A 19,522-nucleotide genomic window follows, 5' to 3' on the forward strand; every position below is an offset into this window, starting at 1 on the left:
TGGCCGTCCTGCGCACCATGACCGAACACAACCTGAAGAAGGTCCTGGTCTACTTCAACCTTGTCTCCGACGCCCGCCGCTTCACCCGCGAACTGCCCCACACCCTGCGCCAGCTCGCCAAGACCGACCCCGGCCTGTGCCCGGACATCACCCCCGAGCTGTTCTTCGCCCACGGCGAGCACACCACCGCCCAACGCGCCGACACCTTCGCCGACTTCGCCGCCGCCGACTGCGCGATCCTGGCCAACTCCCGCCTGATCGCCGAAGGCGTCGACATCCCCAGCGTCGACGCCGTCGTCTTCGCCGACCCCACCCGCAGCGTCATCCGCTGCGTCCAAGCCCTCGGCCGCGCCCTGCGCCTCGACGTGAGCGGCAAGACCGCCTCACTGATCGTCCCCGTCTACGTCCCGCCCGGCGCCGACGGCGAGAACATCCTCGGCACCGCCTACGAACCCGTCTGGGCCATCGCCACCGCACTGGCCAGCCACGACCACCGCATCCTCGAACGCCTGCCCGACAAGGCCAACCGCCTGCCCAAGGAGACCAGCGACGTCATCGAACGCCGCTGGCACTTCGACTTCACCGTCCACCCCGAACGCATCGCCCGAGCCATGGACCTGGCCTCCTTCGACCCCCGCGACCAGACCGTCTCCCGCTCCCGCCGCCTCGGCCTGGCTGCCGCCCAGGCCTACCGCGACGAACACGGCCACCTCGACGTCCCCGCCGACTACACCGACCCCACCGGCTACACGCTGGGCACCTTCATCACCACCATGCGTGACGCAGCCAAAGCCGGCCGCCTGGAAGCGGACTGGATCGCCGAACTCGACGCCCTCGGCATGATCTGGGACAAGCACGATGCCGCCTGGCGCGCCCGTCTGACCGAGGCCGCCGACTACCTGCGCGCCCACGGTCACCTCGCCGTCCCCTCCACCACCCCCATCGGCGCGTGGCTCGCCGAACAACGCCACCTCGCAGCCAAGAACACCCTTGATGCGGCCCGTGCCGAGACCCTTGCCGCCCTCGATCCGGACTGGCGTCTGCCCCATGGCGCGGACTGGCACCGTAAATACCACCTGCTGCGCACCCACCTCGCCGACGGCGCCAACCCGGCCGCGCTCACCCGCGACACCATGCTCGCCGGGGTGAAGATCGGCTCCTGGCTGCACCGTCAGCTCACCACCTGGCCCACCCTCCACCCCGGCCAGCAGCAGCTGATGACCGCCCTCGGCCTCACCCTGGACAGCAACCCGCTCGCCCCCGCCCGCCGCGCCCGCCGGACCTTCGAGCAGACCGTCCAGCTCTTGGAACTCTTCCTCCACCGCGAAGGGCGTGCCCCCGCCGCGCGCGAGACCATCCGGGTCGACGGCGACACCGTCAAGATCGGCGCCTGGCTCGCTAAAACCCGCACCAAGCACCGCACAGGCCAACTCCCCGACGAGTACGCCCGACTGGTCGCCGCCCTCTTCGACGGAGACTGGGCCACGGACGATGCCACCCCGGCCGTCCTTGCATAGAAGTGGATCAATAGTCGTTTCACCATGACTCGTGGCTGAGCTGGTTGAGTCCTTCGACAGAGCGCAGGCGGGCTTGCAGCATGCAGTCAGGGGCCGGAGTGGTGGTTGCTGAGCTTGTTGGCGTGTTGTCGTTGAGGGCTTACGACGTGTGATCGTCGCGGTATGCCGTTTGTATGAGGTATCCGCAGGTGGTGGGCTGACGCCTGAACGGCAGACGTTTCGCGAGCAGCTCCGGATAGAGGCCGCCGAACGGTTCGGCGCCGGCGCCTCCAACGCGGAGGGCGCCAAGGACTTACGGGCGAGCGTGCGCTCGGTTCAGCGGTGGCGCCGGGCCTGGCAGCGAGCGTGGGGAGGACTGCTTTAGGGTGGCGCGCGGCAGTACTTGCGGGGGAGGGGCGTTGGAGCGAATCGGCTCGTATGCGATAGAGCGGGTGCTTGGTGAAGGCGGGATGGGCACGGTCTATCTCGCCCGCTCGCGAGGCGGGCGCCCTGTAGCGGTGAAGGTGGCCAAACCCGAACTGGCCCGAGACGCCGGCTTTCGGGAGCGGTTCCGGGCAGAGATCACCGCCGCCCGCGCGGTGGGAGGCTTCCACACGGCACCGGTCGTCGACGCCGACCCCGACGCGCCGACACCCTGGCTGGCCACCGCATACATTCCCGGCCCCAGCCTTGCCCAGCTCCTCGCCTCTCAGGGACCGATGCCGGAAGCAGGACTGCGGCAGCTGGGCCTGGCGCTGGCCGAGGCCCTGCAGGCCATCCACGGGTGCGGCCTGGTCCACCGAGACCTCAAGCCAGGCAACATCATCATGGCCGATGACGGCCCCCGCGTGGTCGACTTCGGCATCGCACGCGCCATCGAGGGCGCACGCCTGACGATGACAGGTATCGCCGTCGGCACACCAGGTTTCCTGGCGCCGGAACAGGCCGAAGGACTCCCGGTATCGCCGGCCGCAGACATCTTCGCCCTGGGCGCCGTTCTCGTGGCGGCAGCCGGCGGCAGCCCCTTCGGAGACGGCACCCCGGCGAGCCTGATGTACCGCTCCGTCCATCACCAACCAGACCTCACCACCTTGCCGTCTGCATTGCGCGACACTGTGGCCACCTGCATGACCAAAGATCCACAGCAGCGCCCTACCGCAGAGCAGCTGCTGGACCTGCTCGTTCCCCAGAAACCACCTGTGGAATATGAGCCCACGCTGGTCGCGCCCTCCCCGGTACTCCCTCCCCTGCCTCCGCACCCACCCGGGCCGCCAAGTTTGCCGCCCACTGTGGATTCGGCTGAGGAGAGCCCACAGTTCCTGGCCATGGACCGCAAGAACGCCATCGTGGCCGACGCCGACGGCATCTCCCTCGGCATCAACGGCCACCCGACCGACTTCCCCTGGTACGCGGTCCGGGACATCGTCCACGTGGAATCCGGCCGCGGCCTTGGACTGACGGTGACTGTCCACCTCGCCGACGGCACCTCCCGTTCCTGCCGGGTGACCACCCGCGACGAAGAGGAACTGGACAACTGGATCGACCATCTGACCTTGGTCCGCGAACACTTCCTACCGCCGCGGACAGTATGAGAGCCCGGGCCGTGACTGCCGGGGTCTCTCTGCACATCGGGTAGGGGGCGACCGGCCGGGCAAGGCGTCACACGCCTACTTCTTTCGGATGCTGCCGCTTGAGATCCAATGGACCAGGACCGCGGCCGTGTGTACGGCCGTTTCTGCGGCCTCCTGGGGCACGGGTGCGCTGGTGGGTCCTCCCTCGTGACGGTCTCGCTGTCCGTGCCATAGCAGGCTGATCATTGCAACGACCGCGTCGATGCCGGCGGGCGCCCCTTTCCTGTCGGCGATGGCCATCTCGTACTTGTGTCGTCCCTGGTCCAGATGAGAGCGCACTTTGCCCAGGGTGGGCTCGGCCTCGTTGGGAAGGAAGAGCGGGTTGGCGACGGCCTCGACAGCCTTGATGGCACGGGAGTAGGCGGCGCTCGGGTCGGGTTTGATCCCGTACGCCTCACTGAACGCCGCACGAAGATGATCAGCCGCCGTTTGCGCCTTCGAGACTCCAGCCTCCACGGCTTTGTCGAAGGTTGCATGGACCGTCTCGTCCATCCGGCGTTCAAGCCTGCTGCAGTCTTCGGAAACAGTGAAAGCAGAGTCGCCCTCGCGCAGGATGCCGTCCAACTGGAGAGCGTAAGAGGCAACGGTTTGACGGTCCTGCCAGTCCGCCCCCTGCAGCGCTTGCTGAAGGCAGCTCAGCGTTGCGTCGATGACCTCCAACCGCAGCATCGGGTTCATCCGGTCGTCGAGAACCGCCAGTTCGGCGTACGGGTCACGACCCTTGAGGATCCTCGACGGCAGCTTCAACCGCACCGCCACGGGGGTAGCCATGTCGTACGTGCGCAGCACCTCGTACAGCCATTCGCGGATGGGCACGTCAAGGTGGTCCGGCACGCCGTCTGCCCACAGAGGTTCCGGCTCCGTTTTTCCCGCCAGACGGTCAGTCAGCCGTCGCCATGTATGCGTCACAGGGCGACTGTAAAGTCCGCCGCTGACAACCACGCCCGGCTCGCTTGCTTCTACGTCCACTGCATGCCCAGTTCCCGCAACGCGTCCAATTGCTCCGCGGTGAGCTTGGCCTGGCGCTGCTTGGTGTTGGAGACCCATACGCCCAACTTCACGGTCACCGGTTCCGTTTCGCCGTCGACTACGATCTCTTCGCTGTGCCCGCGTGGTACGGGCCGATGGGCGCCTTCCCGTTCGACCCACTGTGCGAGGGCTTGAACGCCGCGCTGGAAGGCCGCGGACGCCTTCCCGACCCTCTTCGCCGCCGGGGCCGTGACGGAGCGCTCGGTGGGCTTCACACCCAGCGCCGACAGCCGCTCTTGCTGCTCCTCCGAAAGCTCCGCCCACGAATTGGCCTGCCGCTGGAGCCACCGTCCGAGGTCGTCACGGTCGAACGTCACGCCGGGCTGGATGTCGGGCAGGTGGCCGTGGGGTTTGTCGGCGGCGAGGTCGGCGAGGACGCGGTAGTGGTGTTGCCAGTCGAGTGGCCAGGGGCAGTTCCAGTCCGGGTCGATCGCGGCCAGCTGCTTGGCGCGTACGGCGGCCCGCTCCGGGTCCTTCCCGAGACCGCCCTTGCGCCGCAGGTTCGCCAGATGTTGCCCGATGGGCACCATCGCCTCGCCCTCGCCCCAGACTGCGTCCTGGCGGGATGCGAGGTGTCTGGTGGCCCGTCGGTAGGAGCGGAGCGTGGCGAGTTTGGTCTCCCACGCCTCTTCGCCGGGCTCCCAGACCATCCCGGCCTCGGGCGAGTCGAGCAGTTCCTTGCGCCGTGGCTCCAGTTCCCCGCCCGCAGCGCTTTGCGCTGCTGGTGCACCCATCGACCAAGGGGAAAGTCCTTCGTCACGCCCGCTTCGACCTCGGTGTCGTAGGGGACGGCGTGCAGGCCGGTGATCTCGTTCTCGGCTCGCCAGCGGATGAGGGCCTGGTAGCCCTCGAGCCACACCAGGGACTCCGGCCGGTAGACCCGCGTGCGCAGGAACGCGGCGATCGTCGCCGCGTCCCGGGGAGAGGAGGAATGGAGCAGGGCGGACTCGGCAGCGGCGTCGGTGCCGTCCTGCTCCTGGTCCTCGCCCTCACCCTCGCCGCCGACCCCGACGATCTGCTCGTCCTCATCGCGTCGGACATGCACCTTGCGCTGCCCGCTGGTGAGGGCACGCGAGGCGAACTGCTCCACGAGTTGTTCATCATGCGAGCGCAGGCCTTTTATCAAGGGGTGGTGGCAGGGTGTGGTGTGTTTGTTGTGGATGGCGGGCTGGATGTGGGGGTGGCTGCTGAGCGCACGAGAGCGGACATGTGTTGTCGGAGCTCATTTCGCAGAGTGCGATGGGTTTCTAGGGCTGATGTGTGGTCGAGGGCGTGGGCGATAGCGAGTGGCACGCGGCACCCTGGTTCGTGTGCTGCCGTGGTGATGGCTGCTTCGACGGCCAGCGTGGCGTTCTCCTGGAGTCCGCGGGTGAGGGAGAAGGCTGCTGCGGCGCGGACTTGGTACTGCGGATCGCCGGTGAGAGCGACCAGCGTTCCCTGGATGACGGGGTCGTCCGTGTGGTGGCTGAGAGCGGTCACGAGGCGGGAGGCTGATTGGCGTTGCGAAGCGGAGCCGCGCAGCCAGGTGAGGATGCGGTGGAGCGCCGTGGTGCTGTCGACTGCACCGAGGGCGAGGCCGAGGGTGAAGGCTGCCTCGGTGAGGTCCCCGGCTTCGTCGATCAAGCCCGGTACGCCCCTGATCGTGGGTAGTCCCGTCTCGAAGGCAGCCCGCAAACGAGCGGCAGCCGCGGCGGGGAGTTGGTCCGCGCGGGTGGTGAGGGCGCGGACGGCCCCTGCCTTGTGCTCTTGGGCGACCTGAGGGTCGAGCACCGTGTCGATGACGGGGTCCCAGCGGGCATGCTCGGGGAAATAGAAACTGCACAGTGTCAGGAGGCGGGCCCAGTCCCAGCCGCCGAGTCCCCAGCTGTTTCGGTGAGCTTCCTCGAGTTGCTGCTGGCAGTGAGATGCGGCCAGGTCGATCACGTGCCGGCCGGTGAGGGGGGCGAGGTCCGCCAGTGAACGCACTTCGCCGATGGCGTCGATGTCGCCGGCTTCGGTGCGGCGCAGCAACTCGGCTTCGGCCGCAGAGTCGCCGCAGGCGATCAGTACGCCCAGGAGTGCGGCAGACATGCTCGGGCTGCTGTGACCTGTTGCGGCGGCGAGCAGCTGGCTGGAAGAGGCTGCGACGGCAGAAGGCCTCAAGTGTGCAGCGAGTTTTATCAGGTCGGTCTCCGCAGGTTCGCCCGGCCGGTCGGGCAGAATGCGCAGGAACACGTCTGCTGTTTCCGCGTGGACGGCGTCGGTGGCTGCGGACAACACTCGCCAGAGGGCTCTGTGCGCGTAGTGATTGATGGAAAAGAACGGCCACATGCGTTGCGCGAAGGATGTGGGGTCTTCGAGCAGGGTCAGGCAGTGACGTCCGGCTTGATCGGCGAGTTCAGGCGGGAGAAGGTCTCCGGCGTGCCGCAGAAGGGCCAGTTTCGCAGGCGCATTGGTGTGAGTCCATGGTGCCGTCACCGACCGCTGTATCGCGGCTTGTACCGGGCTGGCAGGCCCTGCCGCCCACAGACGTTGAACAGCGGTCTCCAGTGTCTTGGTACAGCCGAAGCGTCTCAGTTCGTCGAGTGTGTCCTCCAGGCCGCGGGCGTGAGTGCCGGCTGGAATCTGGCGAGGCTGGCTGTCCTGCACGCTGAGTTCCGCCGCTGCATCACTGCGCCATGCCGCTTCGTGCTGGATGACTTCATGCCGGGCATGCTGGGCGAGGGCGGCGGCTGCGGGGCCCCGCGTTCCCGCCAGAGAGGCGCTCAGCCACGCGCTGAGCAGACGGTCCTGCGCTTCGTTCGATGGCCAGGTGCCGAGGTCTTCGCACGCTCCCCAGGCGCGGAATGCCTTTTCCTCATGCTCTTCGAGAGCCCAGGCGACGGTTTGAGAGCGCCACCAGGAGGCCGCAGTATCGACGGCTGTCATGGTGGCACCCAGGTTCTTTGCTTCCCGTCCTGAGGTGCGGAAGAGGAAGTCGGCAGCCGACGCACCGATGGCAGCTGCGGTGACGTCATCGAGGTCCAGTGCGACGGTCCGCTGTGCTGCCGCGGCCAGGCGACGGGATGTGCCGAGGTCTCCCCGCTCACTCATCACGATGGCTCGATGTATGAATGCCCAGGCTTGGTCAATGGGGAGGAGGTCCTCGCCCGCCGCTTCCAGGAGGGCTTCTGCTTCTGCCAGCCGCTCGGCGGCGGTGAGGAAGACCGCACCGGTCACGACGCTGGCCGCGATCCGGTGCGCCTGTTCTGTTTTCCGTTTCTTCGGACGCTTGCCGGTGGCCAGTGGTGCGGGGCAGGTGGCTGTGGCGAGGTCGAGGAGCGGCTGGATGTCCACATCCACTGCAGCGCTGTAGTAGGCGGAGAAGAACCGCCATTCCCACAGACGGGAGCGACTGTCGGCCCCGGCAAGCTGAGGATTGGAGCCCTTCTTGCTGTACCACTCCAGGTCCTGGACACGCCCCTGGGTGACCAGGGCGATGGCTTCTTCGGGGGCGAGGGTGCGTTCATAGTCGGTGTTGCGGTGGGGAGCGATGAGACGGGGGGTCAGCAAGGCGTGGCGCAGCGCCCGTCCGGGAGCGACTGCCCTGGCTCCTGCCGCGAATGAGGTGCCTTGGAGCACGGGCTGCTGTTTTGCTGAGGCGGCGACCTTCAGCAGCGTGTCCCGATTACTTGGCTCTACCTTCTGGTGGATCGGCACGTGGATCTTGAAACCGTCCCCCGTGCTCTGAACCGCTTCTTTCGTCACATGCGCCCAGTACGAGGTGCGAGTGGCGTCGTCGTGCATCACGAGCAGGTGAGGCAGGGCGTGCTGGACCCAGTCCTCGAAGTGCCTGGCGTCGCTTTCCGCGTACCACCATCCAGTGCAGGTGCCCTGATCGTCGATGGTCGGTGCGCCGAAATACGAAGGTCCTGACTTGACCTGAGCCGCCATCAGGATAATGCGGTCGAATCGCCGTTCGTCGCGTACCTGCAGGAACAGATCGATACCGAGGTCATGGCGGGTGTTCTCTGAAGGACCCCAGCCAAGATCTGTGAAGTCGGCTATGACCCGGGAGACCCCAGCTCCGCCGGTCTGTTCCTGCTCGCTGCCGCGCATACCCATTTCACAGCCCCCTTCTGACATTCCTGCCGTGCATCGGCAACGACGTCCTCCCGTTGCGATGCACGCTCTTGCGGAGTGGCAAGCGCAGGCCCTTCTGGAGGTCCTCGGCCTCAGGCACGGAGATTATCTGGGTGAGGGGCAGGGGTGAGGGGCGTTTGTTCTGGTTGTCGCCTGCGGGGATGGCCTGCGAGCGAGTGCCGTACGCGTCGCTGTGGGTGGTGGTTGTGTTTGCCACGTGGATGCCGATTTTGTGGCGGAGCGCGCGGTTTCTCCGGTGACTAGTGCCGCATCAGACAACGTTCGCCCCGTTGTCGGCTGGCGGTGTCAGCCCATGCTGAGTGGCGCGGTTTACTCGGCCTCGAGCTGGTGGTCCGCCCAGACGTAGCTTTCGGGCAGCAAGTCGGTGATAAGGACGGTTCGGATGCGGTCTACTTCGCCGACGATGACCTTGAGGGCGGGGAAGTAGTCGAGAAGGGCCTGACGGCACCGGCCGCACGGGGGAACAACCCCTCGGTCGCGGTCGCCCACGGCGACGATCGTGTCCAGCTCATAGGCGCCCTGGGCGGCTGCCGCGCCGATGAGGACCAGCTCGGCGCAGGGGCCTCCCGTGAAGTGGTAGGCGTTCACCGCAGTGGATGATCCGGCCGTCGCTGGCGCGGGCTGCAGCTGCCATGGTGTGGTTGTCTTGGAGTTACCCCGGTCTGACAGACACCGATGGGCTTGTGATCTATGCGGCTGCGTAGAGCGCTCTATGTGGTGTCTTCGCGGCGTGACGACGTTCGTACTCGGCTGGGCTGAGCTGGCCGTTCGCCGAATGGCGGCGCCGGGGGTTATAGAAGCCTTCGATGTAGGCGAAGAGGGCCTGCTCGGCGTGGTGCCGGGTGGGGAAGGCGGTCCGGTCGATGAGTTCGGTCTCCAAGGAGGCGAAGAAGCTCTCGGTGACGGCATTGTCGTAACACGAGCCGGTGCGGCCGGTAGAAGGCCGGATCCCCGCCTCATCGCATCGCTGACCGAACGTCAGGCTGGTGTACTGGGAGCCCTTGTCGCTGTGATGCACGAGACCGGGGCAGGGTCTGCGGGCCGTGACCGCCATGGCGAGGGCGTCGGTGACCAGCTCGGTTCTCATGTGGTCGGCCATCGCCCAGCCGACGATACGGCGGGAGAACAGGTCTAGGACGACGGCGAGGTAGAGCCAGCCTTGATCGGTGGGGACGTAGGCGATGTCCGCACTCCAGCGCAGGTTCGGCGCGCTCGCGGTGAAGTCGCGGCCGATCAGGTCGGGGGCGGCCGTGGCCTGCCGGTCCTGGCGGGTGAGCGAGGCCCGGCCGGTGCGGCGGTGCACGCCGGTCAGCCCGGCCTTGCGCATCAGGCGGGCGACGCGCTTGCGCCCGACGGACAGGCCGTCGATCTCGCGCAGGTCCGCATGGATGCGCGGGGCTCCGTAGGTTCCGTGGGACCGCTCGTGGTGCCCGCGGATCTTCTCCGTGAGCTCGGCGTCCTCCCGCCGGCGGCGGGAGGGGACGCGGTCCCTCCAGGCGTAGTAGCCCTGCCGTGACACACCCAGCAGCCGGGCCATCAGGGAGACGTCGTGGTGTGCCGTGTTCTCGTCAATCAGCCGGTAGCAGATCACCGGCTGGTCTCCCGGACGAAGAAAACCGTGGCCTTGCGGAGGATCTCCTTCTCCTCGCGCAACTGCTTCACCTCGCGGCGCAGCTGGGCGAGTTCCTCCTTCTCGTCGCTGGTCAAGCCGGGGCGTTCCCCGGTGTCCATCCGGTCCTGGTTGGCCCAGGTCCGGATGGTCTGGGCGGACGGCTCGAACTCCTTCGCCAGCTCCTCCGGCGACCGGCCGGCCCGGACCAGCTCGACTATCTGGCGACGGAACTCCGGCGGGTAGGCCGGACGCGTCCTTGGCACGATGAACTCCTCCTTGCGGGACCCAGTGTCCCAAAGCAAAAGGTTGTCCATCAAACCGGGGCAACTTCAAGCCTCCTGTCCGCCAGCCGTTCCCCGAGCGGCGCGCGGATCCTTGCGCGCTCCGGGGAACCGGTAGCGGCCAGCCACAAGCAGCGGCAGACCTCCACCGGTTCGCGGTGCCGGGCAGGGGTCAGGAGGCGCGTACCGGTTCGGCATAAGCGTCGAAGAACCGGTCGCCGGTCAGCTTGTGGTGCGCGAGCTGCTCACCGACGGCCTGCTCGTCGCTCCAGCGGTCGGGGCTGCTGGTGAGCGCGGCCGCGTACTGCATCACCGCCTTCTTCAGCTTCTTGAACGCCTCCGGTGTGACCACGCGCATGCCTGGCAGAGGGGTGGCCTTGGTGTCGCTGACCCGGCTGGGATGCAGCATGACTGGCAGGGCCTTCACCTCCCGGTCGTGCCCGTTCATCCAGCGGACGCTGCCGCCGAGCTGGTCCATGTCCTTCTTCGCGATGGTGGTCGTGTCGGTGCCGCACCCTGTCTTCAGCTCGGTCACCGCCTGCCGCGCCGGGGACAGCGCCCACAGGTTGTCCGGGCCCGTGCCGTGCTGCTTTTCCGGGCGCGAGCTGACGAACCCGAGATGCAGTCCCAGCTTCTGCCACGCCTGCTCGGCGTCGTCGGAGCGCTCCTCGTCGCCCCACACCACGTCCTCGAACAGCTTCTGCACGCCGAGCCGGAGGCTGACGCCGTCGTGGTACTGGCCAGCCAGGAACTCCGCAGCGGCACGGGCTTGTGCCACGGCCGCCCGGATCTGGACCGGGGCAGCGTCCACGGGGCGCAGGACGAACGGGTTGTCATCCAGTGCCCCGGCCAAGGCCCGCTGCGCGTCGGCGCGATTGGTCAGGTGCAGGTAGACGGCCTTCTGCTCGCGCAGCCAGCCCCGCAACGCCTTGTCGCTGGCGTCGAGTTCGTTCACCGCCCGCTGCACGCGGTCGGCCGCGGCCAGAGCTCGGCCGGTGACCGCGAGATCGAACGCCTCGCGCAGCGCGACGGCCTCGCCCCGCACCGTTCCGTGCTCGGCGTAGCGGACCTCCGCCAGCGCCCGCCGACTGCGCTGCGTCCACTGGGGCTGCCGTCCGAGGCAGGCCCGCAGCGCCTGCCGCACTGAATCCAATCCTTCGCCCTTGATCTGGTTGGCGATCTCCCGGCTCAGCTTGAGCTGGGCCTGCGTTGCCGGCGAGAAGAGGGCCAGGTGGCGGCGGTCGTGGATCGCGACCGCGAGGTTCGCCCCGAGCAGCAGGACCGCGCAGTAGTCCTCGCTGTCCCGCACGCCACGGCCCATGCCCTGCTCGATCCGCTGGACCTCCCTCGCCAGGCGGACGGTGCTGTCGGCCAGCGCGACGGACTCCCGCCGCTCCACCCCGTCCAGCGGCCTGGGGACCCCGTCCAGGATCAGCAGACGGCAGGCGCCGTCCGGGAGGTTGACACCGTCGTACTTGTTAACAAGCACCACCAGACCGACATGGCCGCCCTGCAGCTCCTTCACGCCTGCCTCGAGGTCGCCGACCCGCCAGGTGCGGTCGGCGTGGGACGCCCAGGCCGCAGCGGCCGGGTCGCTGGGCACCAGCACCACCACGTTGACCGGATCGGTCTCGGCAATGCCGTCTCCGTCGCGGTCCCCGTCGGCGAACTGGCGGGCCAGCACCCGCACGGCCTCGGAATCCAGGGTCGGGTTGAGCGCCACCGGGGCCAGGATCATGCGCTCGCCGAGGTCGGCCGCGCTGCCCGGCGTGACGGGCTTGGCGACGAGCGCCGGGTCGGCACCGAAGTCGGTTACCAGTGCACTGTCGTCGGCGAGCGTCGCGGTCAGGTAGACCCTGCGACGGGCCCGCACGAACGACGGGAGGCGGTCGATCGGCGGGCACGAAGGCCTGATCTCGATCGCCTTCGACGTCGCTGTCGCGGTGCACAGGTGCAGCACATCGGCGATCAGCGGCCACACGAACATGAAGTCCCGATCCTGCCGGTACGGGCGCAGGATTTTCAGTACCTCGTCATGCTTGTCCGCCCACGCCCAGAACGGGATCGGTGCCAAAGCCGTGGGGTCCTTGTCCTCGAGCTCCTTCCAGGCGTTCGCCGACTGGTGCTGCAGATCCTCGGCGAACAGTTCCAGCAGCTTCCCGTACGCCTCGTGGCCGGCCGGCACCCGCAGTCGGAACTGGTCCTCGGTCCGGGCCAGCGCGGCGTGCGCGTCGTCGACGACAACGACGCCCAGATCGACCGGTTCCTTGCCGTCACCGACGACACCGAAGACCGACATGCCGTTGATCAGCTTCGGGTAGTTCGTCACCAGCACAGCCTGAGCCGTGAGGAACGCCTGGTCCCGCGGATCCTCCGTGGTGACCATGTCCAGCTTGGCGGCCTCCTCGCGGACCTGCTTGACCAAGTAATTGTCCGGCGTCAGGTACACGGCCTTGCCGATGCCCTCGTTCAGGGTGCTCTGCGCGATCAGCAGGCCGACTGCCGTCTTTCCCCCGCCAGTGTTCTGCTTGATCACCACATCGCGGTCATCGCGCCGATGGTCGAACCACTCGTCCAGCACCTCGCCCTGCTCATGCCGCAGGTATGGCCACGGGCGGTCCGCCAGCCCCGCGTAGATGTCCCGGGGCCGCAGCAGCGCCTCGCTGCCCCCCGTGCCGATCAGGTCCCAATTCAGCGCCATCGCGCCGTCCTCCCTCACCTCGCCGGGCAGCACCAAGCTGCCCCGCTTTCCTCGTCTTCGATGCCGCCGCACTCCGACGGCCCGCCCCTTGCGCCCGGGGCTCCCGCACACCAGCCCAGTCCGGGCCGTGGCGGCGGGTCTGACACCGCCCCGCCCCGGGCGGGCGCTTCCCGGCACGCCGACAACGACAACCGGGAACCACCCACCGAGGGTGTCCGTCAGGACGGCACCGCCGACCGCTCCCCGGCGCTACCCCCTCCGGCCGGGAACGGCCGACCCGCGGCGCGGGACGTGACCAGAGCGAGCCACTGTGCCTCGGTGACCGTGGGCCAGCGGCGTGTCCCCATGCGGCCGCGCAGCCCGAGCAGGTCGGCGGCCCGGCCCTCGGCGGCCTCGATCGCCCTGGGCGGGCTGAACGGGTCGGCCGCCATGACGAACACCCTCGCGAAGATGCGGGCCCGCTCTTGGTGACCGAGGTGGTTTCGCAGCCGGGCGCCGACACCGCCGTCGCGGTGGGCCTTGCCCAGCCACCGCAGCCGCCCATCGGCGTCGACCACGAGATACAGCCCGGCGAGCACCTCGTCCAGCACCGCGAGAGTCTCCTCCCGCCGACCTGGCTCCAGGCTGTACGGGACAGGCCAGTTGCCGCGCACCAGCGGACCCAGTGCCGTCCAGGCATGGCGCAGCACCCGTGCATCGACCGCCGGCCCGGCCACCGGCTCCGCGCAGCAGTCCACGCTCACAGCGACATCACCGCCAAGGTGGCCTCGTCCAGCTTGGTCGCGATCTTCCCCGCCTCCTTTTTGATCTTGTTGAAGTCCTCGACGTACAGCGCGCGCACCTCGGCGGACTCCTTCTCCTCGCCGGCCTCTTCACGGGCACGCACGGCCTCCTGGACGGTCATCAGGAGCTGGACGATCTGCTGGGCGACGGCGGTGACGCTCACCGTGTTGCTGGCCACCGTGGAGGCCAGCTCCGCGCGAAGGCGCATCATGCGGACGTGCGGTGGCTCCGGGATCTCTTCTTCGAGTTCTACGGTGGCTCCGCTGCTGTCCTCGGCCTCGGTGCCGGTGATGTCGTTCGAGGGCTGTTGCTTGACCTTGTTCCTGCGGAACGAGGTCAGGGGAAACAGGGTGTCGAACCACTGCTTGTCGGCGAGGACCCCCTCACGCGGCTTGCCGTGTGCGTCGGGCGCCCAGAAGGCACCTGCCGGCAGATCGCCTGCGGTCGGGGATTCCGGGGCGTGCAGCACCGCCTCGGCGAACGCGACCAGCAGCTCACGCGTGACGCCTTCGGGCGGGTCGGTGTAGGCGTTCACCAGCGCCTGGACCGCGTTGGACGGCGCACGCCGCACACCCTTGCGGTCCTCGCCCTTCAGCGAGCCCTGGTTGGGCGTGATGAACGGCTTGGCAGCGCTGATCATGCCGGGCACCAGGTGCCGCCGCACCAGGGTTTCCCAGGCCGTGGCATCTCCCTGCCGGCAGGCGGTCAGCAGCGAGGCCAGGCTGCGTGCATCGGGGCGCACCCCGAACTGCACGTCGAGCTTGCCGAACAGGCCCTCGGCGGCGGCAAGGGGGCCGCGGTGGACGAAGTGCTGGGCGACCACGGCCGCCCACATTTCCGACCGCCGCTCGGCCTTGGCGGCGTTTCTCTGCGCCCAGGCAGCCTCCTGCAGGACGGTACGTACCACCGGCCAGTACCGGCCGGTGGGCATGGGGGCGCGCGGCGCCAGTTCCTGCGGGCGGGGCGGGACCGGCGGGAACACCATCACGGTGGCGCAGCGGATTGCCACGTCCCGCAACGTCAGGGGACTTACCTGGTCACCGGGCGGCAGCAGCACCTTCAGCTCGTCGAGTGCCCGGGCCCCGACCAGGGCGTCGGCGATCGCGTCCTCGTCCAGCTTGCCAGCCGCGACACGGCCCTGAGCGACCTCCTGGGCGAGGAGCTCGCCCAGGAGCCCCTTGGCCTGGTAGGCCTTGACCAGCGTCGACCACAGCCCCAGGGCGCGGTCCATGTCGTCGTAGTCCAGCTGGCCGCGCAGGTGTTCGTGCACGTTCAGCTGGCGCAGCGACTCCTCCAGCCGCTCCGGCCTCCTGGCGCCGACGACCACACGGGCCGGAACCTGCGCGATCCGCCGCGCCCGCTCCGCACGTCCCTCCAAGTCCCGCTCGGGGGCGGCGCACTCGGTGTTCAGCAGGATACTGATCCGCCGCAGGATCTCGCCCAGCCCCCGCACGACCAGCCGCCGGTTCTCCTCCTCCCCGGGAAGGCGCAGCAGGGACTGCGGCACGCCGGTCAGAAGCTGCTGCGCCGACAGACCGAAGACGGCCAGCCGAGCATCGGCACGATTGGCGCCCGTGGCCTGCTGCCCCCGCCAGATGTCCCGCCGCGACCCGTCCCGGTCGACCACCGGGGTGCGCTGCAGCACAACCACGGTGGAATCCCGCTGACCCTCTTGCACGAGGGACTCGGCCAGATCGTAGGGGCGCTGCCGCGCCCGCTGCCGCAGCTTGTCCACGGCGTACCGCTGCACCTCGGCGGCCACGTCCGTGCGGGCCTTCTCCGCCGTGAGCGCCGCGAGCGCCACCCCGTCCTCGGTGACGGCCCGCACCACGGGCAGCGGACGCCGGCCGCCCAGCGCCTGCTCGCACGCCTTGAGCTCCTGCCGGGCACGGGCCAGCTCGTCCTCGGCGATCTTCACCGCGGCCTCCGCCGCGTCCTTCTCAGCCTCCGCCGCGGTCGGGGCCAGCATCCGCAGCGCCGTCTTCGTACGCTCCACGCCGACGGTCCAGGCGGCCACCATCTGCTGCTGGTCGACGAGCTCCTCCAGCCCCTCCAGGTTGTCGGCAGACGGGTGGAGCCAGTCGCTGCGCGTGCGGTCATTGGTGGCCCAGGGCAGCGTCGCCGCCCCGTGCAGGTCCACCCTCAGCAGCAGCAACGCCGCGTCGGTGTCGGGCTGCTCGACGTGACAGGCCGCTTCACGCAGGAAGCGGCCTGCACGCCGGCGCTCGATGACGCGCTTGGCCTCGCTCTGGCCGAGGGCCGGTGCGAGCCCGTCGAGCACGGCCTGCCGAGGAAGGGGCGCGAAGCCCTTGTCCTTGCAGGTGTTGGTGATGGCCTCGTAGAAGTGCTCCACCCAGGTCGGGTGGGTCGGGTACGAGTAGGGCCCCTCGGGGGCCTTACGGGCAGACATGAGCAGCAGACGGTCCATAACTCCGGAAGCCCTCATGGCCCCGGGTGCGACCTGGCGCATCCAGCGGCGCCGGATGCGGCACGCACCCGAACCGCAGGCACTCCCTTCCAGGGAGCACCGGCGAAGGCCGCCATCACCGCCACGCACCTCAGAGCGCGTACCGGCAAAGACCGTCTGCCCCTTCGAGTCCACCACCGGAGACTGTGCACGCCACCGGAAATCTCCCCTCGCAACAGCGGGCTTCCGCAGCGCACGGCTCACGCCTCCACCGCCGACGGCGGCACGAGGCTGACAGGTCGTCGAGACCACTGACGTGCCCTGACAGAGTGCCAGTTACCCAGTAAATCAGACAAGTCGCATAGAAGACGCGCGTAGAACGACAAGATCACATACCGGAAGGGTTCTGCTCGCACCGTTCTCACCGCCCACGCCTCATCCCTCCGTACGCAACTCCGTCCCACCATCAGCCTGTTCGCGCAGGGTGCGAATCCACGTGTTCATGAAGCCGACCGCGCCGGTGTCGTCGCCTGGGGCACGGAAGACATCCGGGTCCCGGGTGAGCTGCTCCATGAGCGTCTTGTACAACCCGTCCAGGAGGGGCCCAGGACGATAACGTGATCCAGGTACCATCCCCCCATTCGTCGATCCGCTCCCGCAGCACGGCGAGCGCCGGCGTGTCCGGCAGCAAGAGCCCGTGCATCGCGTACAACCCGTAGAACCAGCGCAGGCCGACCAGAACCGTCCTGCCCGCACCAGCTCCGCATCACTCGCCCGCTGTACCGGCCCCAGCACGTCCGCGTGCCGCTGGAGCAGCCCACCGCATCCGGGCCACAAGTAGCGGGTGGCCGCGAAGCTCGTGCGGAACGGGGTCCGAAGGAAGGGCACAAGCGCATGGTGCACTCTGCTTAGATCACCGATATGAACGCGAACGAGTCCGCTGCTGCCAGCCTGCTCGACCGCTTAGACACCCTCTGGGAATCGGACAAGCTCTGGGTGGTGCTCGCCGTCCTTGTGGCGGCCATCGGTGTGTACGTCACCTATCGCGCCGCCCATCCGCGCCGTCGGCTGGTGTACGCCTTCACTTCCGCGCCGCTGATCCAGCGCCACCAGCGAGACCTCAGCTCCAATGTGATTCGGGTCAGCGTGGGAGGCCGCAACTTGGCCGATCCGCGCCTCGTTACCCTGCGGCTGGAGAGCCGGGGGACGAAAGACATCGCCACCGCCCAGTTCGACAACGGCACACCGATCGAGGTGGCGTTGGGCCTGCCGATCGTGGAGATCGTCTCTTTGGAGACTGAGCCGCCGCACGCCCAGGGACCCACGTGCACGCTGCAAGACCGTGTGCTGCGCATCGGACCTGGGCGCTTGGGCGCCGGGGAGACGGTGTCGTACACACTGCTGGTCGACGGCACGCCGCCCCACTACCGGCTCCGCCATCAGCTCATCGATGTGCAGGTGCGGGCCAAGTGGCGCCTGGACCGGACCGGTGAGCCTATCGACGAGTGCACCTAGCGGGTCAGCAGTGGTTGCAGATCAAAGGCTCATGCACGGAAGCCGCGATGGTTGGCGACCGGACGGCCCGCAGGCGCCCCGGCTGGCCGGCCCCGGCATCGCCCCGCGCTCTTCACCCCACGCGGCGATCGAACCGCGCCCGCACCCCACCGTCCCCGACCACCAGGAGCACACGGGCCCCTGCCGGGACGATCACTGCTGACGTCAAAGGGCCCGGCGCTGGATCAGGTCTATGCCGAGGACGAGCAGCAGTTGCCGCCCAGCCTGGTCGAACTGCTCCTGGAGGGAGGGCTCATCAAAGAGGCTGGCCAGCTGTCCGGCCTCGGTGGCGAGGTCACCGCGCTGGGCGAGGTAGTCGGCCATGGAAGCACGGTGGACGGCTCGGGCCCGCTCCAGCAGCGCGGCGTCCACCTTCTTGCCCAGGGTGCGGCCCAGCGCGGCGCACAGGGCCTCGACGTGGAGCACGACCGCCTCGACGGTCAGCGGTGTCTGCGCGGGCCCGAGTGCGCGGACGAGACCGCTGACAGCGAACACCGACTCCGGCTCCATCACGTCCCGCACGGCGTCCAGCAGCTCGGCCCGCCCGCGCACCGTCAGCGCTTTTCCGTTGCCCAGCTCGGTGACCACCCGCACGAACCGGGCCCGCGCGGTCGTCGTGGCCAGCTGATGCCCTACCTGCTCCAGCAGACCCACGGCGCCTTCGTGCGCCACCTCCTGGCTGCGCCGGCCGCGCCCCACCCATGTCACCCATGCCCGCTGCGCCTGCCGCGTGGGAACGTAACCGTCCCACCACAGCCACATGGGCAGCGGCACCTGCGCGAGCGCGTTCAGGTGCGCCACCTGCTGCCGTTTGTCCAGCAGGAGCAGCAGCAGTCGACGCTGGTTGATGCTGCGCTCGGCCTTGTCCGAGCCACGCCGCGGGGTACGCAGACGCGGCTGGTCCAGCAGCCCTTTGGTAATCCAGTCGTGGATCCGCCGAACGGTCATGTCCGGATAGCTGGCGGCGTGGGCGTCCGCGACGAGATCGTCGATGGTGCCGGGCTTGGTGATGCTCTCCCAGGTGTACACGGGGTGGAAATTACATCGTTCTCTCCCCACCCAGGGCCCTGTTGAGGATGCAGTGCCCACCGCCCGGCTGCCACGATCAATTCAGCAGCACAACGACCCGGTCGGCCGTCTCCCGCGGACCGCCCCGCTGCACCACCTCACCAACCTTGCACGGTGCACCGCCGCGCCCTGCCCGAACGAAGGACATCACCATGTCGAAGAAGAACCGCACTCCCTCCACCACCCCGCACCAGAACCACGTGGCGCCCACCCCCGCCTCGTGGCGGCGCCTCGTCTCCGTAGCGCTCCTCACCGGAGCCGTCCGCCACATCGGGGGCCTTCTGGCCGGCCTCGCAGTGACCTGGTGGCAGCATGATTGACGTCCGCCGCCCGGTGACACACGCCCGAGCACGAAGAACTCAATATCTTTGCAACCAAGTCCAACTGACATCACCTCACTCGCCCCGGAACACACCACACCGCCCACCGCAATCTCCAACTCAGGGGGGCAGACACCCCGAACCCGGATTCACCAAAAGTTCCGTAACTAAGGAAACAGCCCCCAGCCGCCCTGCCCTGTAGCCAGCTGCCCGCGAAAGCGGGCCAGGTCCGGGAGCGCAGCGGACGGACCCTCAAGATCCCCTCTAGGAGCGCAGCGACGAGGGGGGCGACGAGGGGGGCGACGAGGGGAGCGACGAGGGGAGCCGGAAGGTCACCAACCCAACCTCCGGATACAGCAAAAGTCCTGACGGAAGGAAACGCTGCTCGGAGCGCAGCGCAGAGCCAACTCCTCGCAACGCGAGGAGTTCCACTCCCATCACCCGCGCGCAGCGCGGAGCTTCGCTCAACTTCCGTGCTCCGCACGGAAGTTCCCTGTGAGCCTGCGCAGCGAGCTCTT

13 protein-coding genes and 2 pseudogenes are annotated in these 19,522 nt (G+C 68.6%); 5 read left to right on the forward strand and 10 right to left on the reverse strand.

The genetic code is table 11. The annotated features are described in order from the left end of the window. The first annotated feature begins 17 nt into the window (after positions 1–17). The 3 genes from OHB56_RS40880 (at position 18) to OHB56_RS40890 (ending at position 3,088) form a co-directional block, all read left to right on the forward strand. Entirely contained in the window at positions 18–1,517 is a 1,500-nt protein-coding gene (locus OHB56_RS40880) for a Helicase associated domain protein (protein ID WP_406359316.1), read from the forward strand. Between the two features lie 148 nt (positions 1,518–1,665). Continuing rightward, positions 1,666–1,881 carry a helix-turn-helix domain-containing protein gene (locus OHB56_RS40885; protein ID WP_406350897.1) on the forward strand — a complete coding sequence of 72 codons (216 nt, stop codon included), beginning with the start codon at positions 1,666–1,668 and terminating at the stop codon, positions 1,879–1,881. Positions 1,882–1,915: 34 nt separating this feature from the next. After that, positions 1,916–3,088, forward strand: a complete 1,173-nt coding sequence (locus tag OHB56_RS40890) for a serine/threonine-protein kinase (protein ID WP_406350895.1) — start codon at positions 1,916–1,918, stop codon at positions 3,086–3,088. A 75-nt stretch (positions 3,089–3,163) separates the two neighbouring features. Here OHB56_RS40890 and OHB56_RS40895 read toward each other — a convergent pair whose 3' ends face one another. The 9 genes and pseudogenes from OHB56_RS40895 to OHB56_RS40935 form a co-directional block, all read right to left on the reverse strand. Next, complete coding sequence (locus OHB56_RS40895; RefSeq protein WP_406350893.1) at positions 3,164–4,036, reverse strand: hypothetical protein; 873 nt, start codon at positions 4,034–4,036, stop codon at positions 3,164–3,166. 50 nt (positions 4,037–4,086) lie between these two features. Then, a pseudogene (locus tag OHB56_RS40900) lies at positions 4,087–5,282 on the reverse strand (helicase associated domain-containing protein); the annotation flags it as partial. Beyond that, positions 5,279–8,260, reverse strand: coding sequence for a DUF4365 domain-containing protein (locus tag OHB56_RS40905; RefSeq protein WP_406358856.1), 2,982 nt, complete (start codon positions 8,258–8,260; stop codon positions 5,279–5,281). The pseudogene OHB56_RS40900 and the gene OHB56_RS40905, both read right to left, overlap by 4 nt. Positions 8,261–8,587: 327 nt before the next feature. Then, positions 8,588–8,924: pseudogene (locus OHB56_RS40910) on the reverse strand (cytidine deaminase family protein); the annotation flags it as partial. A gap of 42 nt (positions 8,925–8,966) precedes the next feature. Next, positions 8,967–10,153, reverse strand: a protein-coding gene (locus OHB56_RS40915; protein WP_406350890.1) for an IS3 family transposase whose coding sequence is annotated in 2 segments (ribosomal slippage) — positions 8,967–9,907 and positions 9,907–10,153 — 1,188 coding nt in all. Because the reading frame shifts where the segments join, the coding sequence is not laid out codon by codon here. Positions 10,154–10,343: 190 nt separating this feature from the next. Beyond that, positions 10,344–12,905 (reverse strand): DEAD/DEAH box helicase family protein, encoded by a 2,562-nt coding sequence (locus OHB56_RS40920; protein WP_406358858.1) that lies wholly within the window; start codon positions 12,903–12,905, stop codon positions 10,344–10,346. Positions 12,906–13,090: 185 nt separating this feature from the next. Then, positions 13,091–13,615, reverse strand: coding sequence for a hypothetical protein (locus OHB56_RS40925; RefSeq protein WP_406350888.1), 525 nt, complete (start codon positions 13,613–13,615; stop codon positions 13,091–13,093). Further along, positions 13,612–16,065 (reverse strand): hypothetical protein, encoded by a 2,454-nt coding sequence (locus OHB56_RS40930; RefSeq protein WP_406350886.1) that lies wholly within the window; start codon positions 16,063–16,065, stop codon positions 13,612–13,614. The genes OHB56_RS40925 and OHB56_RS40930 overlap by 4 nt, the downstream gene beginning before the upstream one ends. Before the next feature lie 432 nt (positions 16,066–16,497). Continuing rightward, positions 16,498–16,635: a hypothetical protein gene (locus OHB56_RS40935; protein ID WP_406350885.1), complete on the reverse strand. Its 138-nt coding sequence runs from the start codon at positions 16,633–16,635 to the stop codon at positions 16,498–16,500. Positions 16,636–16,983: 348 nt separating this feature from the next. Here OHB56_RS40935 and OHB56_RS40940 point away from each other — a divergent pair, with 348 nt between their 5' ends. Then, positions 16,984–17,577, forward strand: a complete 594-nt coding sequence (locus OHB56_RS40940) for a hypothetical protein (protein WP_406350883.1) — start codon at positions 16,984–16,986, stop codon at positions 17,575–17,577. Positions 17,578–17,781: 204 nt separating this feature from the next. Here OHB56_RS40940 and OHB56_RS40945 read toward each other — a convergent pair whose 3' ends face one another. Continuing rightward, on the reverse strand, positions 17,782–18,645 hold the full coding sequence (locus OHB56_RS40945) for a hypothetical protein (RefSeq protein ID WP_406350881.1): 864 nt from the start codon (positions 18,643–18,645) through the stop codon (positions 17,782–17,784). A 191-nt stretch (positions 18,646–18,836) separates the two neighbouring features. Between OHB56_RS40945 and OHB56_RS40950 the strand changes: the two genes are divergently transcribed. Continuing rightward, entirely contained in the window at positions 18,837–19,004 is a 168-nt protein-coding gene (locus OHB56_RS40950; protein ID WP_406350879.1) for a hypothetical protein, read from the forward strand. The last annotated feature ends 518 nt before the right edge of the window (positions 19,005–19,522 follow it).

The sequence above is a fragment of the Streptomyces sp. NBC_01635 genome, from assembly GCF_045209715.1.
Lineage (GTDB): Bacteria > Actinomycetota > Actinomycetes > Streptomycetales > Streptomycetaceae > Streptomyces > Streptomyces hirsutus.